We start from the raw sequence: 19,979 nt of genomic DNA, 5'->3' as shown, positions 1-19,979 counted from the left end.
TGAAAACATGATAAAACTTGATACGACCATGCTCGATTCTTTTAAACAAAACCCAACACTCCGGAAGCACTTATTTTCTGGACATTTTGGCTTGGAAAAAGAAAATATCCGCGTAACTTCTGATGGAAAATTGGCTCTAACGCCACATCCAGCTATTTTTGGACCAAAAGAAGATAACCCTTATATTAAAACCGATTTTTCGGAAAGTCAGATTGAAATGATTACTCCGGTAACAGATTCGATTGACTCTGTATATGAATGGCTTGAAAATCTTCATAATATCGTTTCATTGCGCTCCGAAAACGAACTACTTTGGCCATCTAGCAATCCACCAATTTTGCCAGAAGAAGAAGATATTCCGATTGCTGAATATAAAACACCCGATAGTCCTGACCGAAAATACCGCGAACACTTGGCTAAAGGCTACGGTAAGAAAATCCAATTATTATCCGGCATTCATTATAATTTCTCTTTCCCAGAAGCCCTAATTGACGGACTTTACGCCGAAATTAGCCTTCCCGAAGAATCCAAGCAAGACTTTAAAAACCGCCTATATTTAAAAGTTGCCAAATACTTTATGAAAAATCGTTGGTTACTCATTTATTTAACTGGCGCGAGCCCGGTCTACCTTGCTGATTTTACAAAAACGACAAACGAAGAAACCTTACATGATGGCACTAGCGCCCTTCGTGACGGAATTTCACTTCGCAATAGTAACGCTGGCTATAAAAATAAAGAATCTCTTTTCGTCAATTACAATTCATTTGACGCTTATATTTCCAGCATTTCCAACTACATCGAAGAAGGCAAAATCGAGAGCATGCGCGAATTTTACAACCCAATTCGTTTAAAAAATGCGCACACGGATCAAACCGTGGAAAGCTTGGCGAAGCACGGCGTAGAATACTTGGAAATCCGCTCCATTGACTTAAACCCACTAGAACCAAACGGAATTTCCAAAGACGAACTTGCCTTTATCCACCTATTTTTAATCAAAGGTTTGCTTTCAGAAGACCGCGAACTATGCGCAAACAACCAACAATTAGCCGATGAAAACGAAAATAACATTGCGCTAAACGGCCTTGCACAACCCGCCATTAAAAATTGCGATAACGAAGAAATGTCCGTAGTTGATGCTGGCCTTTTAGAGCTCAACAAGATGAGCGAATTCATCCGAGACTTACTACCAGAAGACACCAAGCGCCAAGCAATCATCGAAAAGCAAAAAGAACGTCTGCTACATCCTGAAAAAACAATCGCGGCTCAAGTGAAACAACAAGTAACCAAAGAAGGCTATGTCGACTTCCACTTAAACCAAGCAAAAACTTACATGGAAGAAACCGAAGCGCTAGCCTACAAATTGATTGGCGCAGAAGACATGGAACTTTCCACCCAAATCATCTGGAAAGACGCCATCGCGCGCGGCATCAAAGTAGACGTATTAGACCGAGCAGAAAACTTCCTTCGCTTCCAAAAAGGCGACCATGTGGAGTATGTCAAACAAGCGAGCAAAACATCCAAAGACAACTATGTTTCCGTTTTAATGATGGAAAACAAAGTAGTCACAAAGCTTGTACTCGCAGAACACGATATTCGCGTCCCATTTGGCGACAGTTTTAGCGACCAAGCACTTGCACTAGAAGCGTTCTCCCTATTTGAGGATAAACAAATCGTTGTGAAACCAAAATCCACCAATTACGGGTGGGGTATCAGTATTTTCAAAAATAAATTCACCCGCGAAGATTACCAAGAAGCTTTAAATATCGCATTTAGCTATGATAGCTCCGTTATTATCGAGGAGTTCATTCCTGGCGACGAATTCCGCTTCTTAGTTATCAACGACAAAGTTGAAGCCGTACTAAAACGCGTGCCCGCCAACGTAACTGGCGACGGAATCCATACAGTACGCGAACTAGTCGAAGAAAAAAACACCGATCCATTGCGCGGAACCGACCATTTAAAACCACTTGAAAAAATCCGTACTGGTCCAGAGGAAACTCTAATGCTTTCCATGCAAAACCTTTCTTGGGATAGCATTCCTAAAGCAAAAGAAGTCATCTACCTTCGCGAAAACTCCAACGTCAGCACTGGCGGCGATAGCATTGACTATACCGAAGAAATGGACGACTACTTCAAAGAGATAGCTATTCGCGCCACACAAGTCCTTGACGCCAAAATTTGCGGCGTAGACATAATTGTTCCACGTGAAACAATTGACCGTGATAAGCATGCTATCATCGAGCTAAACTTCAATCCCGCGATGCATATGCACTGCTTCCCTTATCAAGGTGAGAAGAAAAAAATTGGTGATAAGATTTTAGATTTCTTATTTGAGTAAAAAAATCCCAGCTGCTAGTTTAGTAGCTGGGATTTTTGTTATTTAAGCCCTGGATAACAGCAACCTATTCGTAATTAAATTCAAAATAAAATAAATTAATACAAAGGAGCCCCAATAGATAAACAAGTTTTCATATCCAAGCAATAATACCCTAAAGAAAATTTTATGAATAAGCACCACTAAGAGTATTAATAGACTATTTACTAAAGAAATACTAACAATTTTCATCCTATTTCTCCCTTCTCAATATAAATGATCCGATCTGCTTTTCCGGATATTTCCGGGTCATGCGTAACACAAATGATAGTCTTACCTTGCTTTTTCAAGGCTAAAAATAATTCAATGATTTTTTGTTTGTTTTTATCATCTAAATTGCCTGTTGGTTCGTCCGCAAGTAAAAGTTGAAATGGTTTGAGTAAAATGCGTACAATAGCAATCCGTTGTTTTTCTCCACCGCTTAATTGGTATACTTTTTTTGCTAAATAGCTCTCATCCATTCCTACTTCTTCTAAATGCTCTATCATTAGCTTGCGATTTTCCCCACCTGAAATGGATAAGTTTTCTAACACTGTTTCATTTTCCATCAATAGATAATTTTGGAATATAAAACCTAACACCTCTTTTTTTAGAGTCATGACTTCTTTTTTCGTCTGATATTCCATCTCGTTAATAATAACTTGCCCACTATCTTTTGAATCTAGGTGTCCGATAACATTTAGCAGCGTGGTCTTCCCACTACCACTCTCGCCGACGACTGCAATAAATTCACCAGCTCCAATAGAAAGAGAGACTTTTTCCAAAATCAATTTATCTTGTATCTTTTTACTGACATTAACTAATTCAATCATATTTTTCACCTTTTAGTATGGCTTTAAAATCTTTATTAATTACTTTTTCCTTTAAGAAATAAATAACACACAGTTCTATGAGGAGAATAACAACGCTAAAATATAGGGCAACCAGTTCTTTGCTAAGAATAAAAATGAGGATTCCAGAAAAAACACTCACAAATAAATTGCTTATAACAAACCATTTACTACTTTTCCAAAACGAATAGCCAAATACATGATAAATTAGTTGCTTATATAGGTTCTCTCGATAATAGGACAGTACAAGAAGTACCATAAAAGAGCATAAGCATAGGGCTAAGATAATCGTACCTATCAATTGCTGATATATTTGCCATTTCAAAGTAGTTATTTCCCTTGATACTTCTTGATATACACTCGTTACATGGGTAATTTCTCTTGCATTTGAATTACTAATAAGTGGTAAGATAGCGTTAAAAGCATCACCTTTCGATTTATCAACAAAATATACAGAAGAAGTTACATGAGCACCAATACTAGATGAGTCAATATTCCCCGTATATAGAATCGCAATTGGATCCGTGATATTTCCAGTCCTAAAATCCCCAGTATTACTATCATAGGAAAAATAATCTTGATTATTTTCTGCATAAATAATATTAACACTTAAGTCTTCCTTACTTAGCGCTACATCAGGCAGGTCTAAAGCTTCGTTATAAATATTCGCCACTTCTACTTTTTGAAAATAGAAGTAATCAAGAAAAGTGTTTTTTATATCTTTCTCTAGTCCCTTCTTACTATTAGGAACAATAATATTCAAAACTTTATCACTGATTATCGCTTCTTTTTCCACGTTCTGACCTTTTATACTTTTAATCGGATTTAATTTTAAGTAATTAAAATCAATTTCTACGCTATTACCCTCAGGTGAGTTTATTTCAGAGTCCTTTTTCAAATAAGTTTCATAGAAAAAAGTATTAGTTTCACTTCGCTGAAAATTATTCGAATACATTAAAAACATCTCTTTCTTAGATGTACCTTCTTCATAAAAAGCACTTAAATTGTCGTTTAGCTCTTTATCAGCTTTTAAGTCATCTTGAATCCCCTCAGGTAAAACCCCTACTTTTACTTTAAAAATATCCTTTGTAGCTTCCCATACATCAATATTAGCTAGTCTTGTATTTAATGTCTGAAGTGATTGATGAGAAGCAATAAAAGTACCTATAAATAAGCAGAGCAGCACAAATTTAATAACTAGATTGATTGCCAAATGCTGTCTTGATGATTGCATACGCTGGTCTGATTTTGCTTGATCGATTTTCTTTATTCTAAGTAATCCAAAGAAATACATTGGAAACAGAATAAAAATAAATAAAAGTACATTAAATAAAAGCAACTTCCACACTATCTCCACTAAGTACGTGGCTAGCCCATTTGCTAAAAAAATACTAACAAAAGTTATCAGAATTGCTAACACACTAAACAAAGTAAATATTATAGTTTTATTGAACAAAGACATTAATGTCACTAATTCAGAGTTCCCCCATATACGATTAACTAATAACCGTTGTTTAGAGTATCTTAAATAGTAATATGTAAAAACAAACAAAATAGCGAAACACAAAAGCAAAGTCATAAGTAACGGGATATTAATATATTTCCACCAGCTCACGTCAACACTTTTCGTAGTTATTTCCCCGTACTGTTCAAATTCCTTTAAGAAAGCCTGATAAGTATCCTGGTTATCTAAGCCACTTACATAAAAAGTATCACTTAGACCCACATTTTTAATCTGTCCAAAGTCATAAACCTTTAAAGACCAATACTTAGAAGGATGATAAATCACACCCGATTGTTTTTTGTCACCACTTTCCTCATTTGCCAAAAACTGATTTTTATTGGGATAATCTCCTTTCTTTAGGTTTATATTTGGCGAAAATTGACAATTAGAGCCATAAATATTCAAATCGCGTTCACCTAAAAATGTATACTGCGCTATATTAATATTTTTCGTTTCTGAAAATGTCTTAATAGAATTATTAAAATCCGAAACTTGGTAGTCCTCTTTATACTTAAACTGCACTTCCGTTTGCTCTTTAAAAAGAAAATCACGCGACAAAGTATTGCTAATAAAGTTAAAAAACATGACATTACCAATGATAAGCGTCACTAAAATAATAATAGAAAGAAACTTTTTCATTACACCATCCTTACTTTAATATAAAGCTAAGAAACAGAAATATTTCTTAGCTTTATAGGAATTATTTTGTAGCCCAATTAGCTTTATTACCCCATAATGATGACTTAATCCATGCAGTAGCTAGATTATTCTTTGCTTTCCAGCTACTTCTTTCCGTCGCTCTATAGTTAGAAGCGCTTGATCTATGCGTTTTTTTAGTATGCTGATAATTTGAATAATGTCTATCTTGCCCCCATGTAACCCAGAAAGTGCCGCCTCCAGCTGATTGAGCTGCTTTTAATAGAGGTTTTTTTCCTGTTGTGGTCTCAGAAAAAATCACTTTTTCACCTGTTTTATTTGCGCTCATTAATGAATCTAAGCTAGTCTCTCCTTCATTTAGATTTTGAGCAGCTAAAGCGCCCATCGGTGATAACACTGTAAGCAATGCTATCGCTAAAACACATACTTTTTTCTTCATTGTATTTTCCTCCTCTTTCCAATTAATATTTATATTGCATAACCAAATAAATAGGTTAGAATATATCCTCCCTATGAAACCTCCAAAGTTTTAATTTTATAATATTCCAACTATTCCTAATGTAACACAAAAAAGTAATGTATAACCAAAAATGTAATGAACGACTCAATTCTTATCCTAAATGGCTAAAGTTATAGTGTCTTAGTGCATTTTCTACACATATCGTGTTACAAAAACTTCATTTTCAGAATAAAAAAAGCGCTAAACAGCTCATTATACATGTTTCTATTCAGCCTCAAGCTTGATAGTCACAAAAGTTTCACATACCAGCTTAACTTAACTACATATAGTTGAAATTTTCCACTTAAACATCGAAATCATGTAAATATCATTGTATATTTATTCAAACACTCACCAACACTTTATCTTTCCGCCCATCTATACTACAATAAACTTAAACGAAAAAACGGAACCACTCCGTTTAAAATAGAAAGGGGTGACTACGTGAATTTTTACGAGCGTATTAAAATCATGGTCCCACCATTTCCCTGTGAAGGATGTTTTTTTCCCAGATAAATAACTTATTCAGGAGAGAAATTTATGGAAAAAAACATCAAAACAAAGAAAATCAATTTGGCATTACTTGTTTGCCTTGTGGGGTTTCCACAAATTAGCGAAACTATTTATACACCTTCTTTAACTGAGATTGCTACGAGCTACGGCATCTCATTAAATTTGGCTCAAATGACTTTAAGTATCTACTTTCTTGCTTTTGCAGTTGGTGTCTTCTTTTGGGGCGTTAGTTCTGATTTTTTAGGTCGACGAAAAGCAATGAACTTTGGGTTATTTATTTATATTATAGGTTGTTTGATTTGCCTTATATCTAGTAGTATTACTGTCCTTTTTATCGGGCGGTTTATCCAAGCATTTGGCGCTAGCACGGGCTCGGTTACTACGCAAACAATTTTACGCGACAACTATCGCGGAACGGATCGCCACCATTTATTTGCAAAAATATCAGCTGCCTTAGCATTTTCACCAGCAATAGGTCCATTAGTTGGTGGGTTTGTCGGACAGTATTACGGCTTTCGTGTAGTATTTTTATTTCTAGTAATTATGGGAATGGGCCTGCTATTCTGGAGTTTGAAACGACTACCCGAAACCATTATTGTTACATCCCATTCTTTCAGCGCGCAGAAAATGATAGGAATTGGTAAAAAAATGATATGCGACCGCTATACTGTTGCTTTTGGTGTGTTAATTGGTATTTTCAACGGAATATTGTTTAGTTACTATTCCGAAGCTCCAACTATATTTATCGAGAAGTTCCATTTTAGCCAGAGTCAGTATGGCTTTATGGGATGTGCTGTCGCAGCGGCAACTATATTAGGTGCGTGGCTCTCCAACCGGCGCTTAAAACAGCATTCGCCACAAAAAATAATTACAGAAGGAATTTTGTTAGCCCTTGGAGGAACTCTCTCTCTTAGCATGGTTTCTGCACTTCCCTTAATAATCCAAGTGATAGCGTATATTCTCTTCATTTGTATTATCTTGGTAGGCATCGGCATGGCATTACCAAACTGTTTAAGCTTAGCGCTAGTGAAATTTCAAGAGGTCGCAGGTACGGCTGGTGCCTTTTTAAGCTTAGGGTACTATGTCATTGTCAGTATTTGTACGTTTTTAATTGGCATCCTACACTCAGGATCACTGCTTGTATTTCCAGCGTTTTGCACAGTTTTACTCTTAATTGCACTTACTTGTATAAAAGCTGTAACTAGAAAAAATAGCTAACTAAAAAACAGGAAACTTTTGAAAGCCATTTGCGAAAACGGTGGCTTAAAGAAGTTTCCTGTTTTATTTCAAACTTAAGCTAATTGGCTTGTTTACATCCAACCTTATTTTAAAATTAGCGCTTGATTCCGCAACTACGATACCTTCGCACTCTTCCATAATATTTACAAATGGATTGGAAGTTTCCGAGTATAAAACCCAAAGTAAATTTTTACTCTCATCAAGATAAGCAACAAATCCTTCCGAACCATAACTTCCCTCACCAACACAACAGTAAAAACCATTTGATAACTTGATTTCCTGAAAAACATCTATTTTTGTAATATTTTCTTGATCCTCTTTATAAACATCCAAAAATGAAAAGTAACGACCCTTTTTGATAATCGGAATGGGATAGTAGCTTATCTCCACTTCCACCCCCGAACCATCTGAAAAATGAAAGCCATTTTTAATCAGCAACTCTTCTTTATTCCATAAATCGTTTATCAGTATCATGGATTTCTTCTACCTCTCAATCTGTTTTCCACATTTTATATGATTTTCTGCATTGTTAAAGTCAACAATTCTTGTAGTGAATCATATAACAATTCACTTTCTCCAGAGTCATGATAATAGATAGTTATTTTTCCAGCAGTATCCATCAAAATTGGATTTCCTGAACCATCATCTGAAATAACATAACTCTCGCTTAATTCTTTCGAGATAGTTTCTCCATAAATATTTCTAAACTTGAGGGTTAAATCAATTACTGTTGCCTTTCCAATTAATGAACCATTGTTAAATGCATGAATACTTATCCCTCCAAAAGCGCCACCAAACTGCTTTATAAAATGAATATATTGCTTATTAAACTGCACATCTAGTATTTTCTCAGCTTCATGTATTTGCTCCTCAGTCGCTGGTTGCCCCTTCAAACCACTATGCTGCTTAAAAAAATCTTCTAGTTTCTCAAAAACATCCAATACTATCCCTCCCTCTCAATCTGCTTGTCATGCATTCCCCTATATCGAAAATAAACACCGAAGTACGAACTATCATTTTCTGTGTATACTATATCAAGAAAACTACGTATTTCCTCTTTTGAAAAATTACTGCCATATTCTAAATAGTAGTTTTTTATCATAATTCTCCTTTCCGTTTCCAGTAACTCTTTTATTTAAATTATTCAAAATAGAAATTTCATGGGTTGTCACATTTAAAGCAATAAAAAATCCTGCTGTAGACTTTATATATACAATATTATTATTGGTTGTTAGTTCGATAAAAGGGTTTGATGTCGTAGAAAAAAGCATCCAATTAATCTGATTATCTGCATCTGTTTTGACAATAAATCCTTCATTGCCCATAGATCCTTATAATCTTGCAATAGTTTAGGCAATGTAGTATCTGCACCGTATGTAATATCATATTCTTTCTTAAAAGTATCTATTAAATTTTCATTGTGAGTATATGTAATATCAATCAGTTTCACATGTCCAGAGTCTTTAACGATAACATCTATACCTATTATTTGGTTTTGCAGCCATCTTCTTTGTAATTCGTTTAACATCTGTTCACCTCATATCTAATATTTCCCGGGGAATAAAAACTCTCCCCACATACCTCTCATAACAAAAAAGCACCAAACTCCTGGGAGCCTAATGCTTGTTGTTTTATGCTAATTGTTCGTTCATGCTTTCCATTTGAGCAAGAAAGGCTTTTTGCCATTTTTTCTCGTTTAGGAATTCAATTGGGAACTGAGGGTCAACCGTGATTAAAATTTTAGCCCATGAATCTGTACGTAATGAAGATGCTTGACGAACTGTCATAACAAACATAACGACAATACCTGCGATTAAATATAGCGTCACAATAATTCCTGAAACTATTATAGCCATTACGTTATTACTCATTATAAAGAAATAAATTATATAACCTAAAATTCCTGCTCCAACAAAGAATCCTCCAACAAAAATGAACGTTTTCTTACGGTCACGTCCATAAGTAGAAATACCTAGTGCCTTTTCTAACAAAGCCATTTGGCGAATTGGATTTTTTTTCTTCGCAACTTGAATACCATATTTATCAATTAACAAATGTGCTGCTTTTACTTCTTCTTTATTATTCTTAGGCATAAGTACGATAAGAACGATAAAAAGTGCTATAAAAATTAACTGTACCAAACAAAACACTCCTATAATAAGATTTATAGTTAATTATAGCATTATTAAGTACCACACAAATTGTATATTTTGTGAATTAATTAAGACAGATAGAACCAAAAGCCGCAATTAAGCATTTGACAGAATGATTTATTTATAAAATGTTTCATGTGAAACATTTTAGGTGTTTTCAGCTTGCTAGAAAATACGAATTGAAGTCCAGCACCACTTGCTTATCTATACCCTCCCTTTGCATCAAAAATTGGTTAAAGATTCTTCTATTTCCACTAGCAAAAATTCCCCAAAATTATCCGCTACAATTCTCTTCTCGGCATTGTGTTTGAATGATAATTGCGTTTCAACTATCACAGGCTCCCCCGCATCTCCAATCGTCGAAGTGTCTATGGAAAAAATTGAACCATAGCCTGAATTCTTTATCATAATCAGCTCTTTATTTATATCCCCAAGTGCACGCGCCTGTTCTGTTGCGTACCTAACGTCTGGGATAGATGCTGCGCCCAAACCCCTTTTAGATATGCCATAAAAAGACTCGCCATTAAAAGTTAACGTTCCATATTTTTCTAAAAAAACCTTGTACGACTCAGGAAATTCATTCCCTAAAGAGTCCTGATAAAGCTTAATTAATTCAGGTGTCCCGGTCCCACTAAATTGATAGGCTGTTTCGCTTAGAATCATTAGTCTCTCTACTTCCTCAATAAAACTACTAGTCATCATAGTTACACTCCTATAGGCTTTTTATTTTTCAAAAATTAAGATACTTTATTATATCATCCTGGGCGTTTGTAGGCCCTTATTTATTACTAATTCCATAAAAAAACAATCTTTTGACGAGAAAGCCAAAAGATTGTTTCACGTGAAACATATTAAACGTTAAAGCGGAAATGAACAACATCTCCATCTTTCATTTCGTATTCTTTACCTTCTAAGCGTACTTTACCTGCTTCTTTGGCTGCTTGTTCTGAGCCATGTTCAAGCAAGGCATCGTATGCAACTACTTCGGCACGGATAAAGCCACGCTCGAAGTCAGTATGGATAATTCCCGCACATTGTGGAGCTTTCATACCTTTGATAAATGTCCAAGCGCGAACTTCTTGAACGCCTGCTGTGAAGTAAGTCGCTAAGCCAAGCAATGTGTATGCGGAACGAATCAATTGATCTAAACCAGATTCTTCAATTCCAAGCGCTTCTAAAAACTCCAGCTTATCTTCGTCTTCAAGTTCAGCGATTTCTTCTTCGGCACGAGCACAAACCACGATAACTTCGGAGTTTTCAGCTGCAGCGAATTCGCGAACTTGTTGTACGTATTTGTTATCGTCCGGGTTAGAAACGTCTTCTTCACTTACATTTGCCACATATAAAACTGGTTTTCTTGTAAGTAAGAAAAGATTGCGGACGATTTTATCTTCGTCTTCGTTAAATTCAATCGCGCGAGCTGGCTTGTCATTTTCAAATGCTTCACGTAATTTAACTAACACGTTATATTCTGCAACCGCATCTTTATCTTTTTGTTTAGAAAGCTTCTCAACGCGTCCAATACGCTTCTCTACCGTTTCTAAATCCGCTAAGATAAGTTCTAAGTTAATTGTAGAAATATCGTCTAGTGGGTCTACTCGGCCTTCTACGTGAGTAATATTTTCGTCGTCAAAACAACGAGTTACATGACAAATTGCATCTACTTGGCGAATATGGGATAAGAATTTGTTCCCAAGCCCCTCACCTTTACTAGCACCTTTTACAATTCCGGCGATATCTGTAAATTCAAATGTAGTTGGAACGGTTTTTTTCGGTTTTACAAGTTCTGTTAGTTTGTTCAATCTTTGGTCAGGAACTTCTACAATTCCTACGTTCGGGTCAATCGTCGCAAACGGATAATTCGCAGCCTCTGCTCCTGCTTTTGTGATTGCATTAAAAAGTGTCGATTTCCCAACATTAGGAAGCCCGACAATACCAGCTGTAAGTGCCATTATATATAAACTCCTTTTCATTAACTTCATTTTAAAAATGCCCATCAATTAGACATTTTTTCACTAACGTATATTATAAAGGTTTTTCACACAAAAAGCCACCCACCAAAAAACGAAAACCCTTTAAATAACAAAGGATTTCCGTTTTCGTTTCACTTATTTTAAATCTGCTACATGTTCTTCAAGATTAATTCCAGTTCCCGCAGCCACTCGACTAGCGAATTCTGGTTCTACTTGATAGAAATTGCGCAAGTTGCGGATTTTAATGTCATCACGCACGCCAGACCAATCATCGACAATATTTTTCACAAGTGCCGCACGTTCGGCATCTGAATAACGATTCCACACTTCTTTTGCATGACCAAAATTATTTGGTTTTTCCGCAATCAGGCGACCAGCAATATCACCACGGATTTCCTGCTCAGGTTCGATAAACGCTGGGTTCTCTTTCGGTTCTGTATCGTAACTATTTGGCTCATAATTAATCGAGCTCGTTTGTTGTTTAAATGGCATATGACCATCACGTTGATTGTTGGCAACAGGTGCTTTTGGACTATTAATTGGCAGTTGCAAGTAGTTCGGTCCAACGCGGTGTCTTTGTGTATCTGAGTAAGAGAATAAGCGGCCTTGCAACAAACGATCCTCAGAAGGAAGCATTCCGCGCACAAGTACACCAGGATTAAAGCCAACTGACTCTGTTTCCGCAAAAATGTTATCCGGATTGCGGTCAAGTGTCATTGTTCCCACGTGTTCATATGGGAACACATCTTCAAACCAATCTTTTGTCGCGTCTAGCGGATTGAAATCAAAGTTGTCCAAGTCTTTCGGATCCAACACTTGCACATATAAATCCCACTCCGGATAATCGCCATTTTCAATCGCTTCATATAAATCGCGGCTCGCATGGTTAAATTCTTTTGCTTGAATTTGTGAAGCTTGCTCCGTCGAAAGGTTCACAATGCCGGCTTTTGGAACCCAGCGCAGTTTTACGTATACCATTTTGCCTTCTTCGTTAATCCATTTAAAAGCATGAACACTAGAACCGCGGATTTCGCGATAAGACGCCGGCGTTCCTTCATCACTAAATAAATACATAATCATCGTCGTAGCTTCCGGTGTAAGGCTAAAGAAATCCCAGTAACGGTTACCATCTTGAATATTCGTGCGCGGATCCGGCTTCAAGGAATGAATAACATCCGGAAACTTAATCGCATCACGAATGAAGAATACCGGCAAATTATTTCCAACAAAATCATAATTACCTTCTTCTGTATAAAATTTAACGGAAAATCCACGAGGATCACGCAATGTTTCCGGAGAATGTTGACCGTGAATTACTGTTGAAAAACGAACAAAAACCTCTGTTTCCGCTCCTTCTTCTTGTAAAAAGTTAGCCATTGTATATTTTTTCATGCTCTTTTTAGTAACAAATTTCCCGTGCGCACCAGCACCACGAGCATGCACAACCCGCTCCGGTACACGTTCTCTATCAAAGTGCGCCAATTTCTCAATTAGTACATAATCTTCTAACAAAGTTGGTCCTTTAAGTCCCGCAGTCATCGAATTTTGGTTATCGCCAACCGGCACACCTTGGTTCGTTGTTAAATTTTTTCTATCTGTCATATGTAATACCTCCATAAAAATAATATATCATTTTGTTTATAATAATTATTAAATGATACTATTTATATTCTAAAGAAGGTACAGCTAAACTTCAACTAAAAGGCTTATAAAAAAAACAGGCGACTAATTAATCGCCTGTTCTTTATTCTTGTTCCGCTTTAACTAATATTTTCTTCACTTTTCGTTCGAATTCGCGGCGTGGAATCATCACACTATGACCACAACCTTCACACTTAATCCGAATGTCCATACCCATGCGAATAATCTTAAATTGATTGGTACCACAAGGATGCGGCTTTTTCATTTCTACAATATCATTCAAATCGAAATGCTTTTTTTCCATAAACATCACAACCTATTCATCATCAAACTGAATGTCTAAAATCTCTAAAATACGATCTAAATCATCATCTGATAAAAATTCAATTTCAATTTTACCTTTTTTATCGCGACGTTTAATCGAAACTGCCGTACCAAATTTATCGCGTAACTGGCTTTCGCTTTCACGGATAAAGATAGGAACTCTAGCTGGTTTAATTGTTTCACGTGAAACATTTTCGTTTAGATTGTTTACAACATCTTCTAATTGGCGGACTGTTAAGCTTTGTGCCACAGCCTTTTTCGCAGTTGGAACGATGTTTTTCTTGAGTTTCAATCCTAGCAATACTCGGCCATGTCCAGCTGATAACGAGCCATCGCGCAACATTACTTGCACTTCTTCTGGCAATGTCAACAAACGGACAAAGTTAGCAATGTATGGTCGGCTTTTCCCAACACGTTCTGCTAATTTTGCTTGCGTTAAACTTAATTTTTTCATAAGGAATTGGTACGATTCAGCTTCTTCTAATGGAGATAAATCTTCCCGTTGTAAGTTTTCAATTACAGAAAGCTCCATCATTTCTTCTTCCGTTAAATCGCGAACAACTGCTGGAATCTCTTTTAATTTAGCCTCTTTTGCCGCACGGTATCTACGTTCACCGACAACAATTTCGTATCCTTTTTCCGTATTTCTTAAAATAATTGGCTGTAAAACGCCGTGAATTTTAATGGAATCACGTAATTCATTGATTGCTTTTGCATCAAAGATTTTACGTGGTTGGTATGGGTTCGGCTTAATTTCTTTTATTGCGATATTTTGAACTGTCTCTTCGTTGGCATCAACATTGTTAAATAGTGCATTGATTCCTTTACCTAGACCTTTAGCCATGTGCAACCACTTCCTTTGCTAATTCTAAATAAACTTCTGCACCTTTCGATTTTGCATCATACAGCAAAATCGGTTTTCCATGACTAGGTGCTTCACTTAGGCGGACATTACGTGGAATGATTGTGCTGAACACTTTATTTTGGAAGTATTTCTTCACTTCTTCAATTACTTGAATGCCTAAGTTTGTTCTAGCATCAAGCATTGTTAGTAAGACACCTTCAATTTGTAAATCTTCATTAAGGTGTTTTTGAACGATCCTAATTGTGTTTAAAAGTTGGCTTAAACCTTCAAGCGCATAATATTCGCACTGAACTGGAATTAAAACGGAGTCCGCTGCTGTTAATGCATTTAAAGTCAAAAGCCCAAGTGATGGCGGACAATCAATAATTACATAGTCATAATCATCACGGATTGAGTCGATTGCTTTTTTCAATCTAATTTCACGAGAGATAGCTGGAACTAGCTCTACTTCAGCACCCGCAAGTTGAATTGTAGCTGGAATAACATTTAAATTATCTAAGTCTGTTTTTTGCAACACATCTTGAATGGCTACATCGTCAACTAATACATCATAAATACAATGTTCAATTTCACCTTTGTTAACACCAACACCACTTGACGCATTACCTTGTGGATCAATATCAACTAGTAATACTTTTTTACCTAAAAAAGCTAGGCTAGAGCTTAAATTAACGGATGATGTCGTTTTACCAACCCCACCTTTTTGGTTTGCTAGTGCAATCACTTTGCTCAATCTTTTTCACCAACCCTTATTTTGTACCGAGATTTCCGGTTCTTTTATCTTCTATTCTACCAAAAGATTTTCATTTAGTCTTACAAAAAGTAAAAATAAATTGAAATTCGTGTTTTGAAAGCCTAAAAATGATGAAAATAATGTTTTGAAAAACTAGAAATGTTTCACGTGAAACATTTTAAAATAAAAAAGCAACCAACCTAAGCTGATTACTTTTCTATCTTCAATCTACCGAGAAAGTTGCTTTAACGCCTAGAACCGTGCAGACTTTCTGATACATTCGGAGTGTTAAATCTGGATCCCCTGCTTCTAAACGACCAATAATAACTGGAGATAAATCTGATTTAAGTGCCAAATCTAATTGCGACCATTTTTTCTCCATTCGTTTAGCAAAAATATATTTACCAAGACTTGCGGAAAAACTATCTAAGTAATGGGCAATGCCTTCATTTTCTAATGCTTTATTTTTTAGTGTTTCAAATTGGTACTCTGAGTTTCCAATGCTTGTTTCGGCTTCGATACGGCGCAAGAATACGCGTTTTACTTCTTCGCGGTATAAGCCCATTTGATCTGTAAATGGGTTTTTATCTTTGAAATAGCCTTTAACGAAGCAATAATAAGTTTCATCTCCACTAAATGCAGTGAAGTAAATTAAACGACAATTTTTATCTTTAAAATGTGCTTTCATCTCTTGGATCGGTTGGTCTACAGTTGTTTCTATACGAGTGGTTTGCAGTGAATAAGCTTGACTTTTACCGATGATTAAATGTACATCGGGGAGAATTTGTTTCCCTGTACTAAGTTTTCTTGTTTCTGCTGTTTCTAATTGTAGTAGGCCTTGGAATACTAAAGTGGCCATGAGTGGTTCTTCCACAATTAAATTTTGTAAGAAATCATACGCTTGGAACTCATTTTGTTCGTCTTTCACAAAAATGATTTTTGCCATTCGTTTCGTGATTCCACCCAGAGTTGAGTGAATCACTCCCTCCTTTACAACTTTACCTAATTCTATTGTACTTTTTTCTGTTCAAAATTGCACTTATTTTCTCTAATTTTTAAGAAATAAAGCTATGCCACTCAAATTGAGTTGATTTGTGATTTAAAAATAAAAACCCTACTTCATTAAGCAGGGTTTTAGGGCTATTTTTTTGCGTCTTTAGCTATTTGGTACCAACCATAAATTTTCACTACTGCAAAGAAAGTATACGCAAAAGCGATGATATACGCACCATAATTCGTTAGTAAAATATTAAAGCCACTTCCCCAGCCAGACTCTTCCGCTACAGCAACCGCTCGAACGTAAGGGCTAGTGAAAAAGTATGTAATGTAGATTGGGTTAAAACTCATAATCGCGCTTGTGATGGCAATCGCTAGGGACGGCAATACCATGAAAGAGCTAATAATCCCGATTGCATGGCCAATTATCTTCAAAAACCTCACTGTTACACCTCTTTACTTCTTTTTAGGAATTTGAATGGTAATTTGATAAAAATCGTCTGTTTCTTCTTCGGTGAAATCTAGGTCCATTCCGTTATCTTTAACCATTGTGACCGACTGTTTAATCGTGTTCATGGCGATGCGCACGTCACGACTAATAGCTTGGCGTTTTGGTTTTGGCTTTTTCTTTACTTCTGGTTTTTTTACGCCTAAAATTTCTTGAATTCGTGCTTCGGTTTGCTTGACGTTCCAGTGATTTTCTTCTATTTCAGCTAAAAGGGCCACTTGTTGTGCTTCCGTTTCTAAAGCTAGTAACGAACGAGCATGGCGCTCTGAAATCTGTTTGTTAAGCACGGCTTCTTGAATCGTTTCTGGTAGTTTTAGAAGGCGCATTTTGTTCGCGATGGCAGATTGGCTTTTGCCGACACGCTGCGCAAGCGCTTCTTGTGTCACTTCTTGCATGTCCAGCAAGCTCCGATATGCTTTTGCTTCTTCAATTGGCGTTAATTCCTCACGTTGCAAGTTCTCAATTAACGCAATCGCAGCTACTTCTTCATCATCTAAATTTTGAATAATTGCTGGGATTTTTTCCAATTCTAAAGAAAGCACAGCACGAAAACGGCGCTCTCCTGCAATGATTTCATAATAATCCGGTTCCATTTCTCTAACCACAATCGGCTGAATAACACCGTGAATTCGGATAGTTCGAGCAAGCTCATCAATCTTATCTTGGTCAAATACTGTCCGTGGTTGGAATTGGTTCGGGAAAATTTTATCTGTAGGAAGTTCTTGTACGCGTTGTACCTCTTCTTCTACTTTATTATCGATATCATCTACAGGATTCTTATCTTTTTTTCCAAATAAACGTGAAAAAGGCATCTGGGTCCTTCCTTTCCGGAAAATCTTGGGGTTTCTCACTATCGGCTATTATCCGCAAGTCTCTTAAACTATTTTAGCAGAAATGTTACAGAAAAACACGCTTATTCTACAGTTTCCATACGAAAAAAATAGATCGAGCTGCTAAAATTCCACAGTTCCATCTATTTTCCTATTTTATCTTAATGAAATTCATCGGTTACTGTATTGATGGTTTTTTCCATATTTTCACGATAAGACTCATTTTGCAGTAGCATCATGGAAATAATATCCATCACATACATAATCGAAAACTGGCTATTGGCGAAATACCTTTTACTCACGAATAAAGTGTTGTAAACTGGGATCGTTACGTCACTGATTTCGGTCATTTCACTGTTTTCAAAGCTCGTAAATGTGGCGACTTTACTTTTATTTTTCTTGGCATTTTTTAGTGCTGTGACTAGCTCTGGGGTGTTGCCTGAATTGGAAATACCTATTACGAAATCTTCTTTTGTTGTAATCGAGCTGGTGATAATCATCATGTGCGGATCATTGACACTGATAACGTTTAGCCCCATCCGAATCAGGCGCTGCGACATCTCGACAGCCGTGAGCCCCGAGCTTCCGACACCGCAAATGTAGACACGTTTGGCTGCTTGAATATACTGCACCACTTCACGGATTTTCGCCGGTTCAATCAACTTGACCGTGTTATCAATCACTTTATGGTAAAACGAATAAACTTCCTCAAAAAGGTCATCGTAACCAAGCGACGGAACCATTGTTGCTGCTGTATTAACCCGCATTTTTAAATCAACGAAACTATCACAGCGGACGTGGCGGCAAAATCTCGTAATCGTCGAAATGGACGTGCCGGTTTGTTCAGCGAGCTCTTTAATATTAATATTCTTGAGTTCATCGCTTTTTTCTAAAATATATTTCGCGATTTGCCTTTCTTTATTCGGTAATCGATTGTAATTTTGTTGAATTTCATTTAAGATTGTCATCTTTTTTGGCCTCTTTCTGGTTTAAGAAATGATAGAGCGCGCCAATCATCCCCGCTTCATTTCCCAGCTTTGCAAAGGTAAGATCTGCTGTATCGAACATCGGTGAGATTAACTTGGCTGAAATAGCTGCTTTTAGACGCGGTTTGAAGAACGCCTCTTCTTCCATTAATCCACCACCGAGCACAATCACTTCTGGGTTGAAAATATAGATTAAGTTTACTACACCTTCTACTAAATTCTCAATCCATTGCTCTATTTCGGCCAGTACAGCCGCATCCCCATCATAGGCCCATTCCATAACTTGACGTCCATTTAACGTATTTACATCGATATTTTTTCGCATGGCGACTTGTTTAATTAACGTTTTGGTCGAAGCGACATCTTGAAATTTCCCTTGCGAAAGCTGCATATAGCCGACCTCGCACGCTGTAAAAGAATAGCCATTTATTAACTCATCATGTAACAGCATTGCTCCGCCGATACCTGTCCCGATTGTTAAACAGAGCACGCTCGAACGTCCCCGTGCTCCACCTTGCCAAAACTCGCCAAGACAGGCCGCGTTTACGTCATTTTCCACGGCGCACGGAAGACCAAAACGATGCTCTATTGCTGTTTTTATTTCCGTCCCAGTATAGCCGGGAATCGTATAGCCAGCGTAAATAATTTTGCCTTGTTCGGGATGAACGACGCCCGCAGAAGCCACACAGACGCCTGCTACATCCATCTTTTCTTGCTCGACAATCCGAATAAGCGCGGGCAAAATTTGATTCGCTCCGTCGCTTATAGGGGTCGCACAAGATGCAAGCGCACCTACCCGCTCGCCTGCTTGGTTAAATTTGGCATATTTGATACTCGTTCCACCAATGTCGACACAAAGATAATTTTCCATTTCTTCACCTCTTTAGTGAAATTATTATCCTTCTTTTGTTAACTCATCGTAAAATGCTTGGCTCGAATTTGCTGCGATTAAACGGGCTACTTTTTCTTCGTCCATGAGTACTTCCGCAAGCTCCGACAATACTTCTAAATGGCTTTCTGAATCTGTTGCCGCTAGCGTAATAATCAGCTTCACTGGGTCAAACATTTCACTGCCAAAAGCCACGCCATCAGCAAGTGTCGCAAATGTTAAGCCGCCGTGAATGACGCCAAATTCTGGTCGTGTGTGCGCCAGTGCGATATGTTTCGCGATTACTATATATGGTCCATTATTTTCTACACTTTGAATCATTCCGTCGATGTAACTCTCTTTGATGGCACCGCGCTCTAGTAAAAGTCTTGCGGATGTTTGGATAGCTTCACGCCAGTCTTTTGCTTCAATATTTACTTCAATATCTTCCAACGTAACTCGGTCTAACAACATACTTGCGCCCCC

At 37.0% G+C, this 19,979-nt stretch carries 22 protein-coding genes; 2 read left to right on the top strand and 20 right to left on the bottom strand.

Features of this window, described 5'->3' with window-relative positions; translation table 11 throughout:
* Positions 1-7: 7 nt before the first annotated feature.
* Entirely contained in the window at positions 8-2,338 is a 2,331-nt protein-coding gene (gene gshAB / locus HCJ30_RS08540; protein WP_185391810.1) for a bifunctional glutamate--cysteine ligase GshA/glutathione synthetase GshB, read from the top strand.
* A 42-nt stretch (positions 2,339-2,380) separates the two neighbouring features.
* Here gshAB and HCJ30_RS08535 read toward each other — a convergent pair whose 3' ends face one another.
* The 4 genes from HCJ30_RS08535 to HCJ30_RS08520 form a co-directional block, all read right to left on the bottom strand.
* Positions 2,381-2,566: a bacteriocin-like WGxF protein gene (locus HCJ30_RS08535; protein ID WP_070212394.1), complete on the bottom strand. Its 186-nt coding sequence runs from the start codon at positions 2,564-2,566 to the stop codon at positions 2,381-2,383.
* Entirely contained in the window at positions 2,563-3,186 is a 624-nt protein-coding gene (locus tag HCJ30_RS08530) for an ATP-binding cassette domain-containing protein (protein ID WP_185391809.1), read from the bottom strand. The genes HCJ30_RS08535 and HCJ30_RS08530 overlap by 4 nt, the downstream gene beginning before the upstream one ends.
* A complete protein-coding gene (locus tag HCJ30_RS08525) occupies positions 3,179-5,347 on the bottom strand; it encodes a bacteriocin-associated integral membrane family protein (protein WP_185391808.1) in 2,169 nt (722 codons plus the stop codon). Before HCJ30_RS08525 ends, HCJ30_RS08530 begins: the two co-directional genes overlap by 8 nt.
* A gap of 61 nt (positions 5,348-5,408) precedes the next feature.
* Positions 5,409-5,804 (bottom strand): Lmo2776 family bacteriocin, encoded by a 396-nt coding sequence (locus tag HCJ30_RS08520; RefSeq protein WP_010990066.1) that lies wholly within the window; start codon positions 5,802-5,804, stop codon positions 5,409-5,411.
* 600 nt (positions 5,805-6,404) lie between these two features.
* On the opposite strand from HCJ30_RS08520, the gene HCJ30_RS08515 reads away from it, so the two are divergent.
* Complete coding sequence (locus HCJ30_RS08515; protein WP_185391807.1) at positions 6,405-7,595, top strand: multidrug effflux MFS transporter; 1,191 nt, start codon at positions 6,405-6,407, stop codon at positions 7,593-7,595.
* A gap of 63 nt (positions 7,596-7,658) precedes the next feature.
* On the opposite strand, the gene HCJ30_RS08510 is transcribed toward HCJ30_RS08515, so the two are convergent.
* From HCJ30_RS08510 to HCJ30_RS08435, 16 genes are all read right to left on the bottom strand, one after another.
* The gene (locus HCJ30_RS08510) at positions 7,659-8,090 is read right to left on the bottom strand and encodes a hypothetical protein (RefSeq protein ID WP_185391806.1); all 432 of its coding nucleotides are present in this window, start codon (positions 8,088-8,090) and stop codon (positions 7,659-7,661) included.
* Positions 8,091-8,125: 35 nt separating this feature from the next.
* Complete coding sequence (locus HCJ30_RS08505) at positions 8,126-8,557, bottom strand: SMI1/KNR4 family protein (RefSeq protein WP_185391805.1); 432 nt, start codon at positions 8,555-8,557, stop codon at positions 8,126-8,128.
* A gap of 290 nt (positions 8,558-8,847) precedes the next feature.
* Entirely contained in the window at positions 8,848-9,144 is a 297-nt protein-coding gene (locus HCJ30_RS08500; protein ID WP_233449042.1) for a hypothetical protein, read from the bottom strand.
* 103 nt (positions 9,145-9,247) lie between these two features.
* Positions 9,248-9,757: a hypothetical protein gene (locus tag HCJ30_RS08495; protein ID WP_008949006.1), complete on the bottom strand. Its 510-nt coding sequence runs from the start codon at positions 9,755-9,757 to the stop codon at positions 9,248-9,250.
* A gap of 234 nt (positions 9,758-9,991) precedes the next feature.
* Positions 9,992-10,471: an SMI1/KNR4 family protein gene (locus HCJ30_RS08490; RefSeq protein WP_185391804.1), complete on the bottom strand. Its 480-nt coding sequence runs from the start codon at positions 10,469-10,471 to the stop codon at positions 9,992-9,994.
* Positions 10,472-10,620: 149 nt separating this feature from the next.
* Positions 10,621-11,721 (bottom strand): redox-regulated ATPase YchF, encoded by a 1,101-nt coding sequence (ychF, locus tag HCJ30_RS08485; RefSeq protein ID WP_185391803.1) that lies wholly within the window; start codon positions 11,719-11,721, stop codon positions 10,621-10,623.
* A 156-nt stretch (positions 11,722-11,877) separates the two neighbouring features.
* Positions 11,878-13,344: a catalase gene (locus tag HCJ30_RS08480; RefSeq protein ID WP_185391802.1), complete on the bottom strand. Its 1,467-nt coding sequence runs from the start codon at positions 13,342-13,344 to the stop codon at positions 11,878-11,880.
* A 142-nt stretch (positions 13,345-13,486) separates the two neighbouring features.
* Positions 13,487-13,693: a DUF951 domain-containing protein gene (locus HCJ30_RS08475; RefSeq protein WP_185391801.1), complete on the bottom strand. Its 207-nt coding sequence runs from the start codon at positions 13,691-13,693 to the stop codon at positions 13,487-13,489.
* A 6-nt stretch (positions 13,694-13,699) separates the two neighbouring features.
* Positions 13,700-14,551 carry a ParB/RepB/Spo0J family partition protein gene (locus HCJ30_RS08470; RefSeq protein ID WP_185391800.1) on the bottom strand — a complete coding sequence of 284 codons (852 nt, stop codon included), beginning with the start codon at positions 14,549-14,551 and terminating at the stop codon, positions 13,700-13,702.
* Positions 14,544-15,305 (bottom strand): ParA family protein, encoded by a 762-nt coding sequence (locus HCJ30_RS08465; protein ID WP_008949010.1) that lies wholly within the window; start codon positions 15,303-15,305, stop codon positions 14,544-14,546. The genes HCJ30_RS08470 and HCJ30_RS08465 overlap by 8 nt, the downstream gene beginning before the upstream one ends.
* Before the next feature lie 223 nt (positions 15,306-15,528).
* Positions 15,529-16,287 (bottom strand): helix-turn-helix domain-containing protein, encoded by a 759-nt coding sequence (locus HCJ30_RS08460; RefSeq protein WP_185391799.1) that lies wholly within the window; start codon positions 16,285-16,287, stop codon positions 15,529-15,531.
* A 158-nt stretch (positions 16,288-16,445) separates the two neighbouring features.
* Entirely contained in the window at positions 16,446-16,745 is a 300-nt protein-coding gene (locus HCJ30_RS08455; RefSeq protein ID WP_185391798.1) for a hypothetical protein, read from the bottom strand.
* A gap of 12 nt (positions 16,746-16,757) precedes the next feature.
* Positions 16,758-17,621: a nucleoid occlusion protein gene (gene noc, locus HCJ30_RS08450; RefSeq protein ID WP_185391797.1), complete on the bottom strand. Its 864-nt coding sequence runs from the start codon at positions 17,619-17,621 to the stop codon at positions 16,758-16,760.
* A 179-nt stretch (positions 17,622-17,800) separates the two neighbouring features.
* Positions 17,801-18,607 carry a MurR/RpiR family transcriptional regulator gene (locus HCJ30_RS08445; RefSeq protein ID WP_185391796.1) on the bottom strand — a complete coding sequence of 269 codons (807 nt, stop codon included), beginning with the start codon at positions 18,605-18,607 and terminating at the stop codon, positions 17,801-17,803.
* Entirely contained in the window at positions 18,591-19,496 is a 906-nt protein-coding gene (locus HCJ30_RS08440) for an ROK family protein (protein WP_185391795.1), read from the bottom strand. Before HCJ30_RS08440 ends, HCJ30_RS08445 begins: the two co-directional genes overlap by 17 nt.
* 24 nt (positions 19,497-19,520) lie before the next feature.
* Positions 19,521-19,967, bottom strand: a complete 447-nt coding sequence (locus tag HCJ30_RS08435) for a PTS sugar transporter subunit IIA (RefSeq protein WP_185391794.1) — start codon at positions 19,965-19,967, stop codon at positions 19,521-19,523.
* Positions 19,968-19,979: the final 12 nt, after the last annotated feature.

Source organism: Listeria cossartiae subsp. cossartiae (genome assembly GCF_014224155.1).
Taxonomy (GTDB): Bacteria; Bacillota; Bacilli; order Lactobacillales; family Listeriaceae; genus Listeria; species Listeria cossartiae.
The sequence above is the reverse complement of the archived record's forward strand: the minus strand, read 5'-3'. Positions and strand labels throughout refer to the sequence as shown.

Bases quoted from the DNA above. Each gene is read 5' to 3' on its own strand.
- HCJ30_RS08530 (WP_185391809.1), bottom strand. From the start codon at position 3,186: ATGATTGAATTAGTTAATGTCAGTAAAAAGATACAAGATAAATTGATT.
- HCJ30_RS08435 (WP_185391794.1), bottom strand. From the start codon at position 19,967: ATGTTGTTAGACCGAGTTACGTTGGAAGATATTGAAGTAAATATTGAA.
- HCJ30_RS08470 (WP_185391800.1), bottom strand. From the start codon at position 14,551: ATGGCTAAAGGTCTAGGTAAAGGAATCAATGCACTATTTAACAATGTT.
- ychF (WP_185391803.1), bottom strand. From the start codon at position 11,721: ATGGCACTTACAGCTGGTATTGTCGGGCTTCCTAATGTTGGGAAATCG.
- HCJ30_RS08440 (WP_185391795.1), bottom strand. From the start codon at position 19,496: ATGGAAAATTATCTTTGTGTCGACATTGGTGGAACGAGTATCAAATAT.
- HCJ30_RS08515 (WP_185391807.1), top strand. From the start codon at position 6,405: ATGGAAAAAAACATCAAAACAAAGAAAATCAATTTGGCATTACTTGTT.
- HCJ30_RS08510 (WP_185391806.1), bottom strand. From the start codon at position 8,090: ATGATACTGATAAACGATTTATGGAATAAAGAAGAGTTGCTGATTAAA.
- HCJ30_RS08490 (WP_185391804.1), bottom strand. From the start codon at position 10,471: ATGATGACTAGTAGTTTTATTGAGGAAGTAGAGAGACTAATGATTCTA.
- HCJ30_RS08475 (WP_185391801.1), bottom strand. From the start codon at position 13,693: ATGTTTATGGAAAAAAAGCATTTCGATTTGAATGATATTGTAGAAATG.
- HCJ30_RS08445 (WP_185391796.1), bottom strand. From the start codon at position 18,607: ATGACAATCTTAAATGAAATTCAACAAAATTACAATCGATTACCGAAT.
- HCJ30_RS08480 (WP_185391802.1), bottom strand. From the start codon at position 13,344: ATGACAGATAGAAAAAATTTAACAACGAACCAAGGTGTGCCGGTTGGC.
- HCJ30_RS08525 (WP_185391808.1), bottom strand. From the start codon at position 5,347: ATGAAAAAGTTTCTTTCTATTATTATTTTAGTGACGCTTATCATTGGT.
- HCJ30_RS08520 (WP_010990066.1), bottom strand. From the start codon at position 5,804: ATGAAGAAAAAAGTATGTGTTTTAGCGATAGCATTGCTTACAGTGTTA.
- gshAB (WP_185391810.1), top strand. From the start codon at position 8: ATGATAAAACTTGATACGACCATGCTCGATTCTTTTAAACAAAACCCA.
- HCJ30_RS08500 (WP_233449042.1), bottom strand. From the start codon at position 9,144: ATGTTAAACGAATTACAAAGAAGATGGCTGCAAAACCAAATAATAGGT.
- noc (WP_185391797.1), bottom strand. From the start codon at position 17,621: ATGCCTTTTTCACGTTTATTTGGAAAAAAAGATAAGAATCCTGTAGAT.
- HCJ30_RS08535 (WP_070212394.1), bottom strand. From the start codon at position 2,566: ATGAAAATTGTTAGTATTTCTTTAGTAAATAGTCTATTAATACTCTTA.